20 protein-coding genes are annotated in these 18,999 nt (G+C 65.2%); all 20 read left to right on the forward strand.

The window, feature by feature from the left end:
- Window positions 1-580, forward strand: a 580-nt coding sequence (locus ACSU1G_RS32340) for a hypothetical protein (RefSeq protein WP_439285402.1), incomplete at its 5' end; no start/stop codon positions are given.
- The gene (locus tag ACSU1G_RS32345; protein WP_439285404.1) at window positions 526-1,344 is read left to right on the forward strand and encodes a hypothetical protein; all 819 of its coding nucleotides are present in this window, start codon (window positions 526-528) and stop codon (window positions 1,342-1,344) included. The genes ACSU1G_RS32340 and ACSU1G_RS32345, both read left to right, overlap by 55 nt.
- Complete coding sequence (locus tag ACSU1G_RS32350; protein WP_439285405.1) at window positions 1,345-2,376, forward strand: HAD-IIA family hydrolase; 1,032 nt, start codon at window positions 1,345-1,347, stop codon at window positions 2,374-2,376.
- Between the two features lie 44 nt (window positions 2,377-2,420).
- A complete protein-coding gene (locus ACSU1G_RS32355; RefSeq protein ID WP_439285407.1) occupies window positions 2,421-2,603 on the forward strand; it encodes a hypothetical protein in 183 nt (60 codons plus the stop codon).
- Window positions 2,600-3,397: a TlyA family RNA methyltransferase gene (locus ACSU1G_RS32360; protein WP_439285409.1), complete on the forward strand. Its 798-nt coding sequence runs from the start codon at window positions 2,600-2,602 to the stop codon at window positions 3,395-3,397. The genes ACSU1G_RS32355 and ACSU1G_RS32360 overlap by 4 nt, the downstream gene beginning before the upstream one ends.
- Entirely contained in the window at window positions 3,394-4,317 is a 924-nt protein-coding gene (locus ACSU1G_RS32365) for an NAD kinase (protein ID WP_439285411.1), read from the forward strand. Before ACSU1G_RS32360 ends, ACSU1G_RS32365 begins: the two co-directional genes overlap by 4 nt.
- On the forward strand, window positions 4,314-5,996 hold the full coding sequence (gene recN, locus ACSU1G_RS32370) for a DNA repair protein RecN (protein WP_439285413.1): 1,683 nt from the start codon (window positions 4,314-4,316) through the stop codon (window positions 5,994-5,996). Before ACSU1G_RS32365 ends, recN begins: the two co-directional genes overlap by 4 nt.
- Window positions 5,997-6,022: 26 nt before the next feature.
- A complete protein-coding gene (locus ACSU1G_RS32375) occupies window positions 6,023-7,720 on the forward strand; it encodes a CTP synthase (protein ID WP_439285647.1) in 1,698 nt (565 codons plus the stop codon).
- On the forward strand, window positions 7,713-8,282 hold the full coding sequence (locus ACSU1G_RS32380; protein WP_439285415.1) for an NUDIX domain-containing protein: 570 nt from the start codon (window positions 7,713-7,715) through the stop codon (window positions 8,280-8,282). The genes ACSU1G_RS32375 and ACSU1G_RS32380 overlap by 8 nt, the downstream gene beginning before the upstream one ends.
- Window positions 8,283-8,284: 2 nt before the next feature.
- A complete protein-coding gene (xerD, locus tag ACSU1G_RS32385) occupies window positions 8,285-9,187 on the forward strand; it encodes a site-specific tyrosine recombinase XerD (protein WP_439285417.1) in 903 nt (300 codons plus the stop codon).
- Window positions 9,188-9,400: 213 nt separating this feature from the next.
- Window positions 9,401-10,234: a ParA family protein gene (locus ACSU1G_RS32390; RefSeq protein WP_439285649.1), complete on the forward strand. Its 834-nt coding sequence runs from the start codon at window positions 9,401-9,403 to the stop codon at window positions 10,232-10,234.
- Window positions 10,218-11,042, forward strand: a complete 825-nt coding sequence (locus ACSU1G_RS32395) for a segregation and condensation protein A (protein WP_439285419.1) — start codon at window positions 10,218-10,220, stop codon at window positions 11,040-11,042. The genes ACSU1G_RS32390 and ACSU1G_RS32395 overlap by 17 nt, the downstream gene beginning before the upstream one ends.
- Window positions 11,032-11,601, forward strand: coding sequence for an SMC-Scp complex subunit ScpB (gene scpB, locus ACSU1G_RS32400; RefSeq protein ID WP_439285421.1), 570 nt, complete (start codon window positions 11,032-11,034; stop codon window positions 11,599-11,601). The genes ACSU1G_RS32395 and scpB overlap by 11 nt, the downstream gene beginning before the upstream one ends.
- Entirely contained in the window at window positions 11,598-12,437 is an 840-nt protein-coding gene (locus ACSU1G_RS32405) for a pseudouridine synthase (protein ID WP_439285423.1), read from the forward strand. The genes scpB and ACSU1G_RS32405 overlap by 4 nt, the downstream gene beginning before the upstream one ends.
- Entirely contained in the window at window positions 12,434-13,558 is a 1,125-nt protein-coding gene (locus tag ACSU1G_RS32410) for a prephenate dehydrogenase (protein WP_439285424.1), read from the forward strand. Before ACSU1G_RS32405 ends, ACSU1G_RS32410 begins: the two co-directional genes overlap by 4 nt.
- Window positions 13,551-14,252 carry a (d)CMP kinase gene (cmk, locus tag ACSU1G_RS32415; RefSeq protein ID WP_439285425.1) on the forward strand — a complete coding sequence of 234 codons (702 nt, stop codon included), beginning with the start codon at window positions 13,551-13,553 and terminating at the stop codon, window positions 14,250-14,252. Before ACSU1G_RS32410 ends, cmk begins: the two co-directional genes overlap by 8 nt.
- Window positions 14,242-15,765, forward strand: a complete 1,524-nt coding sequence (gene der, locus ACSU1G_RS32420) for a ribosome biogenesis GTPase Der (protein ID WP_439285427.1) — start codon at window positions 14,242-14,244, stop codon at window positions 15,763-15,765. The genes cmk and der overlap by 11 nt, the downstream gene beginning before the upstream one ends.
- A gap of 109 nt (window positions 15,766-15,874) precedes the next feature.
- Window positions 15,875-16,960, forward strand: coding sequence for a Glu/Leu/Phe/Val dehydrogenase dimerization domain-containing protein (locus ACSU1G_RS32425; protein WP_439285429.1), 1,086 nt, complete (start codon window positions 15,875-15,877; stop codon window positions 16,958-16,960).
- A gap of 135 nt (window positions 16,961-17,095) precedes the next feature.
- Complete coding sequence (locus ACSU1G_RS32430; RefSeq protein WP_439285431.1) at window positions 17,096-18,196, forward strand: FecCD family ABC transporter permease; 1,101 nt, start codon at window positions 17,096-17,098, stop codon at window positions 18,194-18,196.
- Entirely contained in the window at window positions 18,193-18,987 is a 795-nt protein-coding gene (locus tag ACSU1G_RS32435) for an ABC transporter ATP-binding protein (RefSeq protein WP_439285433.1), read from the forward strand. Before ACSU1G_RS32430 ends, ACSU1G_RS32435 begins: the two co-directional genes overlap by 4 nt.
- The last annotated feature ends 12 nt before the right edge of the window (window positions 18,988-18,999 follow it).

Genomic DNA, 18,999 nt, shown 5'->3' on the forward strand with positions numbered 1-18,999 from the left:
GGTGGCGCTCCGCGCCGCGAAGGCGGATACCAGGGCAACCGCGATGGTGGCGCTCCGCGCCGCGAAGGCGGATACCAGGGCAACCGTGATGGTGGCGCTCCGCGCCGCGAAGGCGGATACCAAGGTAACCGTGATGGTGCTGCTCCTCGTCGTGAGGGTGGATACCAGGGCAACCGTGACGGTGGCGCTCCGCGCCGCGAAGGCGGATACCAGGGCAACCGCGATGGTGGCGCTCCGCGCCGCGAAGGCGGATACCAGGGCAACCGTGATGGTGGCGCTCCGCGCCGCGAAGGCGGATACCAAGGTAACCGTGACGGTGGCGCTCCGCGCCGCGAAGGCGGATACCAGGGTAACCGTGATGGTGCTGCTCCGCGTCGTGAGGGCGGCTATCAGGGCAACCGCGACGGTGGCGCTCCGCGCCGCGACGACCGCAGTGGCGGCCGCGGCTTCCCGCAGCGCGGAGGCGCTGACCGGGAACGTCCGGATCGCCATTCAGACGATCGCCCTCGCTTCAACGACCCTGAGGTGCCGGAAGACGTCACTCCGGATGATCTGCACACTTCGGCACGCAATGAGCTGAAGACGCTGAGCAAGGAGAACGCCGAGCAGGTCGCACGTCACCTTGCAATGGCCGCGCGTCTCATCGAAGAGGATCCCGCACTCGCCCACGAGCACGCACTTGCTGCATCCCGTCGCGCTGGTCGCATCGCAATCGTGCGTGAGTCGCTCGGCATCACTGCCTACGCGACCGGCGACTTCGCCCTCGCTCTTCGTGAGCTGCGTACGTACCGTCGCATTTCCGGTAAGGACGATCAGATCGCGTTGATGGTCGACAGTGAGCGCGGTATCGGTCGTTCCGATCGCGCTCTCGAGACTGGTCGTGCTGCGGATCGTTCCAAGCTTTCGACGCCCGTTCGCGTCGCACTTGCAATTGCGATGTCCGGTGCCCGCCTTGATCAGGGCGAGACTGAGCTCGCACTTGGCGAGCTTCAGATCCCCGAGCTCAATCCCGACCGCGCCTTCGAATGGAGTCCCGCGCTGTTCGGCGCGCACGCTGCTGTTCTGGAAGACCTCGGGCGAGACGATGAGGCGGCCTTCTGGATTGAGCGCGCAGACGTCGCGGCAGATGCTCTTGGACTGGGAGATGACGACGAAATGATCGTCGAAGACGGTCTGATCGAAGGGGAGTACCCCGACGACGAGAGCGTCGACGCACCGGTCGCTTCCGCTGTGGAAGAGCCCACCGTTAGCGAACCGGTCGACGAGCCGGCTGAGGAGCTCGAAACTGAGCCCGAAACGATCGTCGAAGACGAATCCGTCGAGGCACCGGAGGAGGATTCCTGAGTGGGTCTTTTCTCTCGATCGCGCCCGACTCCGCTCGATGGCGTCGACGTCGTCCTCGCTGACCTTGATGGCGTCGTTTACGCCGGCCCCGGTGCACTTCCGCACGCCGTTGAAAGCCTGAACCAGGTCGCAGCGAGCCGTCGTGTCGGCTACATCACGAACAACGCTTCCCGCACTGACGCCTCAGTCGCTGAGCACCTCACGTCTCTCGGCCTCACGGTCGTGGCGAACGATGTGGTGACCAGTCCGCAGGCTGCGATGCGCTTGCTCGTCACCATGGTCCCTCCGCCCGCCACCTTGCTGATCGTCGGGGGCGAAGGCCTTGTCGTCGAGGCGGAGAAGGCTGGTTACACCGTCACACGCAGCGCCGAGGACTCCCCGGATGCTGTCGTGCAGGGCTTCGCCCCTGAGGTGGCCTGGACCGACTTGGCAGAGGCAGCGTTCGCGCTCAAGGTTCCGGAGGAAGAAGGCGGCATCCCCTGGATCGCCACCAACAGCGACTGGACGATTCCGCGCGAGCGCGGTGTCGCTCCCGGCAATGGCACGCTCGTCTCGGCGGTTCACACCGCTGTGGGGCGTCTCGCGACTGTCGCCGGCAAGCCCGAGATCCCTATCTTCGAAGAAGCGATCGCGCGCTTCGGTGCGACCAAGACACTCTTCATCGGTGACCGGCTCGATACCGACATTTTAGGTGCGGCACGCGTCGGCATCGATTCCGTGCTGGTGCTCACCGGTATCGACAGGCCGAAGCATGTACTTGCGGCTCCCGAGGGATCGCGTCCGACCTTCATCCTGAGTGACCTTCGCGAACTGCACGAGCCCTACCCGCAGACGCAGCGCAAGGATGGCGTGGTCACCGTCAACGGGGCATCCGTTCGGGTGATCGGGGGAGACGTCGAGATCCTCTCGGAAGGTACTCGCCAGATTGATCTCGTCCGTGCCGGGGCGATTGCGATCTGGGATTCGGGCACTCCGGTGTTCGTGCTCAACGTTCCGGAGAAACTCTACGAAGATCCGTTCTACCGTCCCTGAGTGCGCCTCGCTGCCATGTCGGTGACGGCACGTAAAGTGGAACTGTGAGCGAAGAGAATGCGACCGCGCCGACCGATGGTCTGTGGAGTCGGCTGCGTCTGATCGAGGGACAGCCGCTTGCTTCGCGCGCCGATGCGTACTCGACGTTCCACGACGAGCTGTTCCGCCGACTTGAGAGTGGCACGAAGCTCGACTCCCGAGAAAAGACTACGTCCGGAGACAGATGACTCGCCTTGACGCCGCCCTCGCATCCCGAGGACTGGCACGCTCCCGCACGCACGCTGCCACGCTGATCGTCGCGGGGCTGGTGAGCGTCAATGGCCGACAGATCATCAAAGCCTCGGCTGCCGTAGGCGACGACGCCGTGATCACGTTGGCTGAGTCTGACCACTACGTCAGCCGCGGCGCCCAAAAGCTCGTCGCCGCGCTCGACGCCTTCGACGTGAAGGCCGAAGGCCGCCTCGCCCTCGACATGGGTGCGTCCACTGGTGGGTTCACGCAGGTTCTCCGCGAACGCGGTGCCCGTAAGGTGCTGGCCGTAGATGTCGGGCATGATCAGCTCGCGGCATCCATCGCCGAAGACCAAGCGGTCGTGAGCGTCGAGGGATTCAACGTGCGGTACATGACGCGCGAGAATCTGGCCGAGGCGACCGGCGAGACTGACGCACCCGACTTGATCGTCGGCGATCTCTCCTTCATCTCGCTCGAATTGATTCTTCCGGCGGTCGCAGGTGTCGCCGCATCCGACGCCGACATCGTCTTGTTGGTGAAGCCGCAGTTCGAAGTCGGGCGCACTGCTGTGCGCGGCGGCTTGGTCACCGATCCTGCCACGCGCTCCGACGCCGTCGCCCGTGTGGTGTGGAACGGCTGGGATGCCGGACTCGGCATGCTCGGAATCATTGCCTCGCCGATTCTCGGCACCCATGGCAACGCCGAATTCCTCATCCACATGTCGCCCGCACGCGGCAGTAATCCGACAGAATGGACGGAACGCATCAACGAGCTGGCAGGGGGCCGATGAACGAGCGAAATATCTTGGTCGTTGCCCACGCCGGCCGCGACGATACCGTCGCCGCAGCCCGTCGCGTCATCGAGTTGTTGCGTGGTGCGGGTGCCCGTCCCGTGCTGTCGGTCGATGACAGGGCAGAGCTCGCTGCAGTCGATCCCGTCTTCGGTGACGTCGACGCACTGGGCGATGTCGTCGGTGTTGATGACTTGGAGCTGGCGATCGTGCTGGGCGGTGACGGCACGATCCTGCGTGCGGCTGAGCTTGTCCGTGGCACGAACAGCGCGCCGGTGCTCGGCATCAACATGGGCCACGTCGGTTTCCTGGCAGAGATTGAACGCGATGCCATGGACGACGCCGTGCATCGCGTGATCGCCCGCGATTACGACGTCGAGGAGCGGCTCGCCCTCGCGGTGCGCGTGAAAGATGCCACAGGCTCGGTCGTCTTCGAAACGTGGGCTTTGAACGAAGCAACGGTCGAGAAGGCCAGTCGCGAGCGCATGATCGAGGTCGTCGTCGAGATTGATGGCCGACCGCTGTCGAGCTACGGCTGCGACGGCATGGTGATCTCCACTCCCACCGGTTCCACTGCCTACAACTTCTCCGCCGGCGGTCCGGTCATCTGGCCGAGCGTCGAGGCGATCGCAGTGATCCCGCTGTCCGCTCATGCGCTATTCGCCCGTCCGCTCGTGGTCAGCCCTGACGCTTCCGTCGCGATCGAGATGCTCGAGCGCACCGACGGTTCCGGCATCCTGTGGTGCGATGGGCGTCGATCGCATGAACTTCCTCCCGGAGCCCGTGTCGTGGTACGCCGTTCTTCACGGCCGGTACGTCTCGCCAGGCTCCACCCGACCGCGTTCACCGACCGTCTCGTGCGCAAGTTTCAGCTGCCTGTGGCTGGCTGGCGCGGACAGGCCGGGGGAGCTCCGGCGTGATCGAGGAGATGCGGATGCAGGGACTCGGCGTCATTGCAGACGCCGTGCTGCCTCTCGGTCCCGGCTTCACCGCGATCACCGGTGAGACCGGTGCGGGCAAGACCATGGTTGTCACAGGTCTCGGGCTGCTGCTCGGCCAGCGTGCCGACTCAGGCGCGGTGCGTGCCGGTGCGGCTCAGGCCTCGGCCGCAGGGGTATGGATCGTACCGGTCAAGGGTCGAGTGGCGGACATCGTCACAGACGCAGGCGGTGAACTGGAGCCACTCGATGACGGCTGGGGCGAGCTGTACATCTCGCGAACGCTGAACGCCGAAGGCCGCAGCAGAGCCAGCGTCGGCGGACGTGCGGCGCCTGCCGGCGTGCTGGCTGCCCTCGCCGATGAACTCGTCGTCGTACACGGTCAGTCTGAGCAGTTGCGGCTGCGTTCCACGGCCGCGCAGCGTGACGCACTCGACCGCTTCGGCGGAGAACCGATCGCCACGGCAGTGGAGGCGTACTCGACGGCGTTCGCACGCTGGCGTGAGCTGGACACCGAGATCGCCGAGATCACCGAGAATCGTGATCGTCGCGCTGAAGAAGCGGATCGCCTGCGTGAGGCACTGGCGCTGATCGAAGCGACAGCGCCAGAGCCGGGGGAGGATGCCGTGCTCGCGGAGCGCGCCGTGCGGCTCTCCAATTCTGAAGAGCTGCGACTCGCCGCATCCCTCGCGCGCAATGCGCTCTCCAGCGAAGAGGGCGAACCCGATGCATCCGCGCTCGTGGCGGAGGCCAGAAGAAACCTCGAGCGCGTCGCAGACCCGGCGCTCACCGAGATCTCCGAGCAGATCGCCGACGTCGGCTATCGCGTCTCAGATCTCGCACTCCAGCTCTCCGCATATCTCGCCGATCTCGATGAGACCGGCCCCCATGAACTCGCCGCCGTCGAAGAACGCCGCGCGGCTCTGACCACGTTGATCCGCGCGCACGGATCGTTGGACGAGGCGCTCGAGCTCTGGCACAGCGGGTCTACGCGGTTGGCAGAGCTCGACGATGACGGCGACCGTCTGCAACGGCTGCACTCGGAGCGAGACGTAGCCAGAGCGACGCTCGATGACGTCGCGGCGATCCTCACGTCGACTCGCACCGAAGCCGCCGTCAGACTGGGCAGCGCGGTCACCGAAGAGCTGCACGCGCTGGCGATGCCGGATGCCACACTCGAGGTCTCCATACGCGAGGGATCGGCGAGTGCACACGGCCGTGACGATGTCGCGATCCTGTTGGCCCCGCATCCTGGCGCCGAACCGCGCTCGGTGGCCAAGAGCGCATCCGGTGGTGAGCTCTCGCGTGTGATGCTGGCCGTCGAAGTCGTGATCGCCGGAACCGATCCTGTTCCCACGTTCGTGTTCGACGAAGTGGATGCCGGAATCGGCGGTGCCGCCGCAATCGAAGTGGGACGGCGACTCGCCCGACTTGCAGAGACATCTCAGGTGATTGCTGTGACACATCTGGCGCAGGTCGCAGCCTTCGCCACCAACCATCTTTCTGTCGTGAAAGCTAATGATGGCGCGGTAACCGCGTCCAGTGTCCGGCGTCTGGAGGGCAGCGATCGCGAGGCGGAGATGGCGCGACTGCTGTCGGGACTTACTGATTCGGATGCTGCCCTCACCCATGCCCGAGAACTTCTCAGCCTTAGTGCCTGAGCGAACTGTTAGGATTTAAGCCCGTGATGAACTCTTCTGCTGCGGGACCTAAAAACGACACAACCAAGCACATTTTTGTGACTGGCGGTGTCGTTTCGTCTTTGGGTAAAGGGCTCACGGCGGCCAGCCTGGGAAACCTTCTCACCGCGCGCGGTTTGCGCGTTGTGATGCAGAAGCTTGACCCGTACCTGAACGTCGATCCAGGCACGATGAACCCCTTCCAGCACGGTGAGGTGTTCGTCACCGACGACGGTGCAGAGACCGACCTTGACATCGGCCACTACGAGCGGTTCCTCGACATCAACCTGTCGGAGGCTGCCAACGTCACCACTGGTCAGATCTACTCGCAGGTCATCGCGAAGGAGCGCCGCGGAGAGTACCTCGGCGACACCGTGCAGGTCATCCCGCACATCACCGATGAGATCAAGCGCCGCATGCGCCTGCAGGCCGGCGAATCGCCGAAGCCCGATGTCATCATCACAGAGGTTGGCGGAACAGTCGGCGACATCGAGTCGCAGCCGTTCCTGGAAGCTGCGCGTCAGCTGCGCCACGAACTCGGCCGCGACAGCGTATTTTTCGTGCACGTCTCGCTCGTCCCGTTCATGGGCGCCTCCGGCGAGCAGAAGACCAAGCCGACGCAGCACTCCGTCGCAGCGCTTCGCCAGGTCGGCATCCAGCCGGACGCTCTTGTGCTGCGTAGCGACCGACCCGTCAGCGTCAGCAACCGCAACAAGATCGCGCTGATGTGCGATGTCGAGGTAGAAGCGGTAATCAACACGGTTGACCTCCCCAGCATCTACGACATCCCCTCGACGCTCAACGACCAGGGACTCGACTCGTACATCGCGCGTCGGCTCGGACTCGACGCCAAAGCAGCACCCGAGGTCGACTGGTCGCGGTGGCAGAAGGTTCTGCACGCCGTGCACAACCCGAAGCACGAGGTCACGATCGGTCTTGTCGGCAAGTACATCGACCTGCCCGACGCGTACCTGTCGGTGACTGAGGCGCTCAAGGCCGGTGGGTTCGCGCAGGAGACCAAGGTCAACATCCGCTGGATTCCCTCTGATTCCTGCGAGACGCCAGAAGGCGCGGAGAAGGCGCTGAGCACCGTCGACGGCATTTGCGTCCCCGGCGGCTTCGGCATCCGCGGCATCGAAGGCAAGCTCGGCGCGCTGAAGTTCGCTCGCGAACAGGGCATCCCCACCCTCGGCCTGTGCCTGGGTCTGCAGTGCATGGTCATCGAGTACGCCCGCAACATGGCCGACATCGTCGGTGCGTCCTCGACCGAGTTCGACCCGGAGACGGCTGAGCCTGTCATCGCGACCATGGCCGAGCAGGTCGACATCATCGACGGTGGCGACCTGGGCGGCACCATGCGTCTCGGGCTGTACCAGGCAACACTTGCCGAGGGATCGCTGGCTGCCGAGCTCTACGGCAGCTTGGAGGCATCCGAGCGTCACCGTCACCGCTACGAGGTCAACAACGCCTACCGTGCACGCCTCACCGAGGCGGGTCTCGTGTTCTCAGGCCTCAACCCGGAGCTCGACCTCGTCGAGTACGTCGAGTTGCCGCGTGCCGTGCACCCGTACTACATCGCCACCCAGGCGCACCCAGAGCTGCGCTCGCGTCCGACCGCCCCGCATCCGCTGTTCCGCGGTCTGATCGGCGCAGCGATCGAGCGTCACCGCTCCAGCGAACTGTTCGACGTCTCGGCCGATGACTGACGAGTTGCGCGACGAACCACTGAACCCGGAGATCATCTCCACAGAAGTGCCATATCGGGGTGCGGTGTGGGATATCCGCTCGGATACGTTCCGTTACGGCGATTCCGAGATCACTCGTCACTACGTCGATCACACCGGAGCGGTGGTGATCGTGGCGATCGACGATCAGGAGCGCGTTCTGCTGATTCAGCAGTACCGGCATCCGATTCGACACCGTGACTGGGAACTACCGGCCGGTCTCCTCGACATCGAGGGGGAGGAATTGGTGATCGCTGCGCAGCGTGAGCTGGCGGAGGAGACTGACATCGTGGCGGCGGACTGGCAGCCGTTGTTGTCGACGTACACGACTCCAGGTGGCAGCAACGAGATCGTGCATTTCTTCCTCGCAACGGGGCTGTCCGCAGCACCGGACTTGCACGCTCGCGAAGACGAAGAAGCCGACATCCGCATCGAGTGGGTGCCGCTGGCGGATGCCGTGGCTGCAGTGCTCGACGGGCGTATGCGCAACGCGTTGCTGGCGAACGGCGTGCTCGCCGCGACGCTCAGGCGAACCGGAGAGTAGTCATGCGGCTGGACCGTGCGATCGATACGTACATCCGGCATGTCACGATCGAGCGCGGACTGTCCGAGCACACGATCAGCGCATATCGCCGTGATCTGGACGTGTACCTGGCATGGCTGACCGATGTCGGAATCGATGACACCACGGCGGTCAGCGGCTCGATCATTGGCCGCTTCATCGCTGATCGGTCGGCGATGGTTCCTGCGCCAGCGGCGACGAGTCTTTCGCGGCTGCAGTCCTCGGTGCGGGGGCTGCACAGGTATCTCGTGCGGGAGGGGATCGAGCTCGAAGATCCGAGCGGCAGGCTCCGGCCGCCGAAGGCTCCGCAGCGGCTCCCGAAGGCACTCACGATCGATCAGGTGGAGCGGCTGCTTGCCGCGCCGTCGGCCGAGGAGCCCATCGGCATCCGCGACCGGGCGCTGCTTGAACTGCTCTACGCGACCGGCGCGCGTGTCTCGGAAGCCGTGGGTCTCGACGTCGACGACCTCGCGCACGGTGACGTGCTGCGTCTGCGTGGCAAAGGATCCAAGGAGCGCATCGTTCCGGTGGGTTCCTTCGCGAGGGATGCGGTGGACGCCTACCTCACCCGCGTGAGACCCGCCCTCGCGGCGAAGGGACAGTCGTCGGCGCGACTGTTCCTCGGCGCTCGCGGAGCGCCGCTGTCGCGTCAGAGTGCCTGGCTAGTGATTCGCGCTGCGGCTAGCGCCGCGCACATCACCTCCGAGGTGTCGCCGCACACCTTGCGGCACTCTTTCGCCACGCATCTGCTGCAGGGTGGTGCCGATGTGCGCGTCGTGCAGGAGCTGCTCGGTCATGCATCGGTGGCGACGACTCAGATCTACACGCACGTGTCGGTCGACACGCTCCGCGACATCTACGCAACGTCGCATCCCCGCGCCCGCTAGTTGCGAGCGGGCACTTGTGGCTCATTTTTTCGAAGAATTGCAGCCACACCCGCCCACTCGCAAGCTGGGAAAGGCGGGAATGCGGGGCGGCAACGAGGACAACGGGCGCGGGGTCGCTAGAATTGAAGACGCACGAGGGAAGCAGGAGAATCGGTGAGTCAGAACGTGGCGAAGTCCAAGGGTAAGACGTCGTCTAAGGGCGACGACATCCTGATGGGACCCACGGGGCGCCCCTACCACGGCTTCGACACCCCAACGCCGCTCGAATCGCACGGTCCTGCGCGCATCATCGCGCTGTGCAACCAGAAGGGCGGCGTCGGTAAGACGACGACGACGATCAACCTCGCGGCTGCCTTCGCCGAGTACGGGCGCAAGGTACTCGCGGTCGACTTCGACCCGCAGGGTGCACTCTCTGCCGGGCTCGGCATTCCCACGCACGACGTGCCAACGATCTATGACCTGCTGCTGGACACCAAGCGCGACGCGCATGAAGTGATTGTCCATTCGGCGACGCCCGGGCTTGACGTTCTTCCCGCGAACATCGACCTGTCGGCCGCCGAGGTGCACCTGGTCAACGAGGTCGCCCGTGAGACGATCCTCGCCCGCGTCCTGCGTCAGGTCGCCGGAGAGTACGACGTCATCCTGATTGACTGCCAGCCCTCTCTCGGACTGCTGACCGTGAACGCGCTGACGGCGAGTCACGGCGTACTTATTCCGCTGGAGTGCGAGTTCTTTGCTCTCCGTGGTGTTGCTTTGCTCATCGAAACAATCGAGAAGGTGCGCGACCGGCTGAACCCGGGGATCACCCTCGACGGCCTTCTGGCGACAATGTACGACGCGCGCACGTTGCACTCCCGTGAAGTTCTGGAACGGGTAGTGGAGACATTCGGGGACGACGTGCTGGAAACGGTGATCGGTCGCACGGTGAAGTTCCCCGACGCATCGGTGTCGGGCGTTCCGATCACCGAGTTCGCGCCGGAGCATGCCGCCGCCCAGGCGTACCTGCGACTGGCGCGGGAACTGGTCGCCCGTGGCGCTGTCGCATAGCTCCGAGGAAACTGAGCCCGACCCGGTCGAAGGCTTCCGCGTCTCGCTGTCCAACTTCGACGGGCCATTCGATCTGCTGCTGAACCTGATCTCCCAGCATGAGATGGACATCACCGAGGTGTCGTTGAGCGCGGTCACGAACGAGTTCATCGCATATCTGCGGGAGCTGGATTCGGACGAGGAGCTGGATCAGGCATCCGAGTTTCTTGTCGTTGCGGTGACCCTTTTGGATATGAAGGTCGCAGGCCTGCTCCCGCAGGGCGAGCTCGTCGACGCAGAAGCGGTCGCTCTGCTCGAAGCGCGGGATCTGCTGTTCGCCCGCCTGCTGCAGTACCGTGCCTTCAAAGAAGTTTCGACGTGGTTCTCACGTTGCCTGCAGCGCGAAGACCGCCGTCACATCCGCGCCGTGCGCCTGGATGAAAAGCATCGTAAGCAGGCACCCGAACTGGTCTGGACGCTCAACGTCGATGATTTCGCGGCGCTGGCGATGCTCGCGTTCGCACCCAAGGAAATCCCCAGCATCGGGCTCGGTCACCTGCATGCGCCTCTGGTCAGCATCCGTGAGCAGGCGGCGATCGTCGTGACGCTGCTGCGGAACACCGAATCGATCACCTTCCGTGAGCTCGTTGCCGGCGCCACTGAGCCCGGCATCGTCGTCGCACGATTCATCTCGGTGCTCGAGCTCTACCGACACGCCGCACTTTCCTTCGTGCAACTGGAACCGCTCGGCGAGCTGACGCTTCGTTGGGCCGCCGACTCCTGGTCGGACGAGACACTCGCGAGCCTGGGGGCTGACTATGACCGATGACACGCTCCCGCTGACAGAGAAGCTCGAGGCGATCCTGCTGATCATCGATGAGCCGTTGGGCCTCATCGCGCTTGCTACCGCTGTTGGCGCGCCAGTGCCTGCTGTGCGTCAAGCGATCGAAACCCTTGTGAACGATTACGACGGGAACGGCCAGGGGCCGCGTCGAGGGTTCGAACTGCGTGAGGTCGGCGGCGGCTGGCGGCTGTATGTCCGCGATGACCATGACGCACTGGTTGCCGATTTCGTCGGGGGACAGGCTCCGGCGCGTCTGTCGCAGGCTGCGCTGGAAACTCTTGCCGTGATCGCCTACAAGCAGCCGGTTACACGCAGCCAGGTGGCGTCCATCCGTGCGGTGAATGTCGACTCGGTGGTGCGCACGCTGCTGGCTCGTGGCCTGATCACCGAGCTGTTCGCCGACTCAGAGACCGGCGCGATCAACTACGGTACGACCGATGCGCTGCTGCAGAATCTCGGCATCAACTCGCTTGACGAACTGCCGCCGATTTCACCGTTGCTTGCTGACGGTGCCGAAGGATTTGAAGAAGGAAGCATCCGATGAATGACAACCAGTTCCCTACACCCACTCCAGTCAGCGGTGACGCGCCGGAAGGCATCCGGCTGCAGAAGGTACTCAGCGCGGCCGGCGTGGCATCGCGCCGAGTGGTCGAGCAGTACATCGTCGAGGGGCGCATCCGCGTCAACGGCAAGGTCGTCGAGGAACTCGGCCGCCGCATCGACCCGGAGACCGACCTGGTCGACGTCGATGGCGTCGCGGTCCAGTTGGATGTGTCCAAGCGCTACGTCATGCTGAACAAGCCCACCGGCGTCGTCAGCACCATGAGCGACGAGAACGGCCGACCTGACCTCCGTCAGTTCACTGACGACTGGGAAGAGCGGTTGTACAACGTCGGCCGTCTGGATGCCGAGACGAGTGGTCTGCTCATCCTCACGAACGACGGCGATCTCGCGCATGTGCTCGCGCATCCCTCATTCGGCGTGACCAAGGTCTACATCGCCAAGGTCGAGGGCACGGTCACCGCGCAGGTGATCGCGCAGCTCACCAAGGGAATCGAGCTCGACGACGGCCCGATCAAGGCCGATAAAGCACGGCTGTTGGACTCTTCAAAGGGCACGGTGGGCGGCCGCGGGGCGTCGAGCTTGGTAGAGCTCACACTGCACTCAGGTCGCAACCGCATCGTGCGCAGGATGCTCGCCGCGGTCGGGCATCCGGTCACCGAGCTCGTCCGTCGTCAGTTCGGCCCGCTCCACCTGGGAACTCTCCCTGCGGGGAAGACTCGGGAACTGACTAAAATCGAACGTGGTGCGCTGTTGACTCTCTCGCGCCATGATTCCCCCGCGGACGCTACGCCGGGAGACGCCCAGGAGAACCAGTGAGCGAAACCGCCAGAACGAATGGCAGCGGCAATGCGCCGCGGCTTTCGGGGACGGTGCGCATAGTCGGTGCCGGCCTTCTCGGCGCGAGCATCGGCCATGCGCTGACGGCCAAGGGCGTTGACGTCGTTCTCTCTGACACATCGCCTGCGCAGCTGCGTCTTGCGATCGATTACGGTGCTGGCCGCGCTGCGCGCGAGGATGATGCGCCCGCGCTGATCGTCGTCTCCGTGCCCCCGGATGTCACGGCCGATGTGATCGAGGCGGAACTCGCACGCTACCCGGATGCCGTCGTCACCGATGTCGCGAGCGTGAAGCTTGAGCCGTTCCGCGCGCTCAAGGCCCGCGGCGTCGACGTCACCCGTTACATCGGCTCGCACCCGCTCGCCGGGCGTGAGCGTGGGGGAGCGATCTCCGCACGTGCGGACCTGTTCATCGGTCGTCCGTGGGTCGTCTGCCGTGACGAGGAGACTCGCACCGCCGATCTTGCCCTGGTGGAGGCGCTGGCGCTCGACGTCGGCGCGATGCCACTGGAGATGACGCCAGAGGAGCACGACCGCTCCGTCGCCCTCACCTCGCACGTGCCTCAGGTCGTTGCGAGTCTGCTGGCGGCGCGTCTTGCGACGGCCGACGAAGACGCCCTCCGGCTTGCGGGCCAAGGGGTGCGCGACACCACGCGGATCGCCGCATCCGCTCCAGAACTTTGGGTGCAGATTCTCGGCGCCAACGCACGACCAGTGGTCGACGTGCTTGACGCGCTTGCCGCTGACCTGCGTACCGTTTCGGATGCTCTCCGCGAGCCTGAAGCGCCCGGCGCACGACGTGCCATTGCTGAGGCGATTCGCCAGGGCAATGACGGCGTCGAGCGGCTGCCTGGCAAGCACGGACAGAACCGCAGGTTCGATCAGCTCGTCGTCATGGTCGATGACACCGCCGGCCAGCTCGGTCGGTTGTTCGGTGAGCTCGGCGAGCTGGGCGTGAACGTGGAAGACCTGCGCCTGGAACATTCGCCAGGCGCACAGTTCGGCCTCGCAGAGATCAGCGTGGCCCCGGCAGCACTGCTCGGTGCGATCGAAGGACTGCAGCAACGCGGATGGCGAATTGCGGGAGCGACCAATGACTGATGCGACCCAGACCGATGCAGCGAAGTTCATCGCAATTGACGGGCCAGCGGGTTCTGGTAAGTCCAGCGTTTCCAAGGCTGTCGCGCGTGCCCGCTCCTACGGTTACCTCGACACCGGAGCGGCTTACCGCGCGCTCGCCTGGTACGTGCTCGACCGTGGTGCCGAGACAGACGATGCCGACGCGGTGCTCGCCGCGGCATCCGATTTCGATCTTCGTCTGGGTCTTGACCCGGACGACCGCACCGTCGCCGTTGGCGACAACGACATTACCGCGGCGATCCGCGAGCCGCGCGTCTCTGGCGCCGTCAGCGGCGTCGCGCGAGTTCCGGCCGTACGCGAACAGGTGAACATCCTCTTCCGTTCGCTGGTTGCGGTCTCGCCGTACCGTGCGGTTGTCGTCGAGGGACGCGATATCACCACGGTGGTCGCCCCTGACGCGCCGGTGCGGATTCTACTCACAGCTGCCCCCGAGGTGCGGGCTGCCAGACGAGCCGGCGAACTCGCCGGCGAGAATGCCGCTGCCGTGGCAGAAGCGCTGCACAAGCGTGATGCCTCGGACAGTGCTGTCGTCGACTTCCTGAACGCCGCGGAAGGCGTTGAGGTCGTTGACTCGACGGACCTCGATTTCCCACAGACCATCGACGCCGTACTCTCGGTGATCGAACGAAAGCAAGGAGCGGAAAATGCCCGCTGACGAAGAATACGAAGGCGGTCCCGACCGCCTCGCCGAGAAGATGGCGCAGCTCGACGAGCAGCTCGCCGAACAGCGCGCGGAGGCCCTGCGCGCTGGTCTCGCCGACTACGACCTGGACGACGAGGATGCCATACTTCTGGCCGGCATCACGCAGGGAGAGGGCGGGATCGAATTCCTGCCTGCGCTGCCTGTCGTTGCCATCGTCGGACGCCCGAACGTGGGTAAGTCTGCGTTGGTGAACCGCATTCTTGGCCGTCGTGAGGCCGTCGTGGAGGACACCCCCGGTGTCACCCGCGACCGCGTGACGTACAAGGCTGAGTGGAATGACCGCCGCTTCTCGCTGGTGGACACCGGCGGTTGGGAGCCCGACGCGAAGGGCATCGACCTTTCGGTCGCAGCGCAGGCAGAGGTCGCAATCGACCTGTGCGATATCGTGCTGTTCGTCGTTGACGCGATGGTGGGGGCGACCTCCACCGACGAGCATGTCGTCAAGCTGCTTCGCAAGAGCGGCAAGCCGGTGTTCCTCGTGGCCAACAAGATCGATGACGCCCGCCAGGAGCCGGAGATCGCGACCCTCTGGAGCCTCGGACTCGGCCAGCCGTACCCGACTTCGGCAGTGCACGGACGTGGTGTGGCAGACCTGCTTGACTCCGTGCTCGAGAAGCTCCCGGAGATCTCGGCCGTCGCGAAGTACGAGATCGGTGGCCCGCGTCGCGTCGCGATCCTCGGCCGCCCGAACGTGGGCAAGTCGTCGCTGCTGAACAAGGCTGCCGGCGAAGAGCGTGTCGTCGTCAACGAACTCGCTGGCACCACTCGTGACCCGGTGGATGAGGTCGTCGAGCTCGGTGGGAAGCTGTGGCGTCTCGTCGACACCGCCGGCATCCGTCGCCGCGTTCACCTGCAGCAGGGCGCGGACTTCTACGCCTCGCTGCGCACGTCTGCTGCGCTGGAGAAGGCCGAAGTTGCCGTCGTCGTGCTCGACGTCTCTGAGACGATCAGCGAGCAGGACATTCGCATCATCGACCTCGTCCTCGAATCTGGACGCTCGCTCGTTCTGGCGTTCAACAAGTGGGATCGTCTGACCGACGACGACATGGAGAACGAGGATCGCCGTCGTTACCTCGAGCGTGAGATCGAGCAGGACCTCGCCCACGTCACGTGGGCTCCGCGCGTGAACATCTCTGCCAAGACCGGTCGTCACTTCGACAAGCTGGTTCCTGCGCTGGAGACCGCGCTGGAGAACTGGGATCGCCGTATCCCGACCGGCAAGTTCAACGCATTCCTGGCTGAGCTGATCGCTGAGCACCCGCACCCTCTGCGTGGTGGCAAGCAGCCGCGCATTCTGTTCGGTACCCAGGCATCGACGCGTCCGCCGACGTTCGTGCTGTTCACGACCGGCTTCCTGGACCCCGGCTACCGCCGGTTCATCCAGCGCCGCCTGCGCGAGGTGTACGAGTTCGAAGGCACGCCGCTCGTCATCAACATGCGTGTGCGGGAGAAGCGTCAGCACTAGTGGTCTGACGGTTGCCTAACGGCTGACTGAGTGGTGCAATAGAAGGTGGATGCTGCGACAACGCGGCATCCACCTTCTGTGCCCACAAGGCCCGCCGAAAGAGGATGCAATGACGCACCACACCCTGCCCCTGCCCGAGTTCTCCCACGAGCGTGTGGAGGTGCTCACCGGTCGGCGCAGCGGCCTCTTCATCGCTGTTGCCCTGCATTCGTCTGTGCTCGGCTCCGCGCTCGGCGGCGCACGGCTGTGGACCTACCCGCACTGGAGTGACGCGCTGGGCGACGCCCTGCGGCTGTCTGCGGCGATGACTCTGAAGAATGCGACAGCCGGTCTTCATGCTGGTGGTGGCAAGGCCGTGATTGGGCTCGAACTGGGCACCGTTCTGGATGCTGAACGGCGTCGCGATGCCTTCCTCGATCTTGGCGATGCCGTGGAATCGTTCGGCGGACTTTACCGGACCGCCGAGGATGTCGGCTCAACCACCGAAGACATGGCCGTGGTCAGCGAGCGCACGGCGCACGTGGTCGGCCTGCCGGATGCCGTCGGCGGATCCGGTGAGCCCGCGGGCCCCACAAGCCTGGGCGTGTACGAGTCGCTCCGCGCCGTGTTGGAGCGCGTCACCGGAACGACCGATGTCGCTGGGCGACGTATTACGATCTCCGGACTCGGTCAGGTTGGTGGGCGTCTCGCCGTGCGACTCTCTGCCGAGGGTGCGGTCCTGACTGTCACGGACGTGAACCCGGCTCGTAAGCATCTCGCCAGCGAACTGGGGGCGAAGTGGGTGGAGCCTGGCACGGAGCACCTTGTGCCGGCGGACGTGTTCGTGCCTGCCGGCATCGGCGGACTGCTAACGGATGACGTCATCGATGCGCTCGACACTTCCGCAGTCTGCGGGCCCGCGAACAATCCACTTGCCTCGCACAGCGGCGCAGACCGGCTGGCAGCGCGCGGCATCCTGTACGCACCCGACTTCGTCGTGAACGCGGGTGGAGTCATCTATCTCGACCACGAGGCGAAGAAGCTCGGCACGCGTGCCGAGATCATGGATCGCGTCGCGCAGATCGGCGACACCGTCAGAGCGATCCTTGCGGATGCTGCAGAGCGGGGCATCACGCCGCTCGCCGCGGCGGAGGAATTGGCCGCGGCGCGCTTGCGCGCTGGCGCAGTTCCTGCGGAGGAACTCTCCCTCTCCTAAGCGACGACCTCCTAAGCGACGACCTCCTCAGCGACGACGGGCGCTGGACGTTAATTTGCAGTGTGTCATATTGAGAATGATTCTCATTACCGATACTGTGGATCGCGTTCACCTTCCGCAGCTCCGAGGACTCCCGTGCCACTTGCCTCCACCCCGATCACCTCCGCATCGGAGTCTGTTGACGCGCCGGGTGATGGGCATGCGCCCCGCGTACGCCGATCGCGCCGCGTGCTGGCGCTGCCGGTTCTGGTCGCCGGGACGCTTCTCGCTCTCATCATCGCGCTCGGGATCGGGCCGGTGGGAATCGCTCCGGCTGACACGCTAATCGCGCTACGCGACGCGGTCCTCGGTCGGGCGACGGAGGTCGCGAACGCCCTCGTCATCACCGAGGTCCGGCTGCCACGTTCGATCCTCGCGCTTCTTGCCGGTGCCGGACTCGCGATCGCGGGGGCAGCGATGCAGGCCTACTTCCGCAATCCATTGGCCGATCCCGGCGTGACCGGTGTCGCCAGTGGAGCTGCAGTCGGCGCGGTGCTCGTTCTGGTGACCGGCATCTCTGTGCTTGGTCCCTGGACGCTGCCTGTCGCGGCATTCGCTGGCGCCATGGCCGTGCTTCTGGTGATTCAGGCGGTGGCGATGCTGTCGCGCGATCGGGGCATCACCACGGTGTTGCTGCTCGGCATTGCGATGAATGCATTCTGCGGCGCGCTGACCGGTGCTCTCATCGCGAATGCCGACGACTCGCAGACCGTCCGTGGGGCGATGTTCTGGCTGCAAGGGGATCTGACCGCGGCGAACTGGCAGGACGTCGCGCTCGCGGCCGCGCCCGTCGCCGTCGGTGTGCTGCTGCTGCTTGGAATGTCACGCGAGCTGAACGCTTTGCTGCTGGGCGAAGAGATCGCCCGTTCCACGGGTGTGGACGTCGCGCGGACTCGATTGGGGATCCTCGTGCTGACGTCGGTTCTCGTCGGCAGCATCATCGCGGTGACCGGTGTGATCGGCTTCGTGGGACTCGTCGCCCCGCACATCGTGCGGATGCTGGTGGGCAGTGATCACCGCATCCTGCTACCAGCCTCCGCCCTGCTGGGAGCACTCTTCCTTCTCGCGGCCGACACGGTCGCGCGCCTCGCACCTGCCGGAACGTCGTGGCAGACCGGTGTCGTGACCGCGCTCGTCGGCTCGCCGCTGTTTTTCGCACTTGTGCTGCGGGCCAAGCACGGACGGCGGATGCTGTGACCCTGCGCGCGTGCGACCTCGAGGTCTCTCTCGAGCGAGTGCCGATCATCGGCGGAGTCTCGATTGAACTGCGTCAGGGAGAGATCCTCGGCATCATTGGCCCGAACGGCGCCGGCAAAAGCACACTGTTGCGTGCACTCGCCGGGCTGCTGACGCCGTCGCGCGGCGAGGTGCATGTGGATGGCCGTCCCCTCCTCTCGCTGCCCCCGCGCGAGCGTGCCGCGTGCATCGCCGTGGTCGCGCAGGACAGCCCTGTCGCCCACGATCTTTCTGTGCGCGAACTCGTACTCATGGGCAGGTACGCGTACCGCCGCCGCTTCGCTCCGCTCACGGCAGTCGACGACCACGCCGTGGACATGGCGCTCGAGCATGCCGGCGCAGTGGCGCTCGCTGATCGTCAGGTCGCCGCGCTCTCCGGCGGGGAGCGTCAGCTCGTGCAGATCGCCCGTGCGCTCGCACAGGGAGCCGCACACCTGCTCCTCGACGAGCCGACCTCGGCGCTGGACGTGCACCATCAGCTGCGCATCTTCGCGGTGCTGCGTTCCCGGGCCGAGACGGGAATCGGGATCGGCATCGTGTTGCACGATCTGAACGAGGCCGCACGGCACTGCGACCGGATCGCCGTCGTGCACGGCGGCGGTCTTCGTGCTATCGGCTCGCCGCACGACATCCTCACTGCCGACATGCTCGCCGACGTCTACGACATCGAAGCCCGTGTGTACGCCGACGAGTTCGGCTATCCGCACATCCATCCGCTCGGGATCCGTTCCGCGGTCCCTGAGCACATCTGAATGCCTGAGAAA

The organism is Microbacterium sp. A93, from assembly GCF_051842835.1.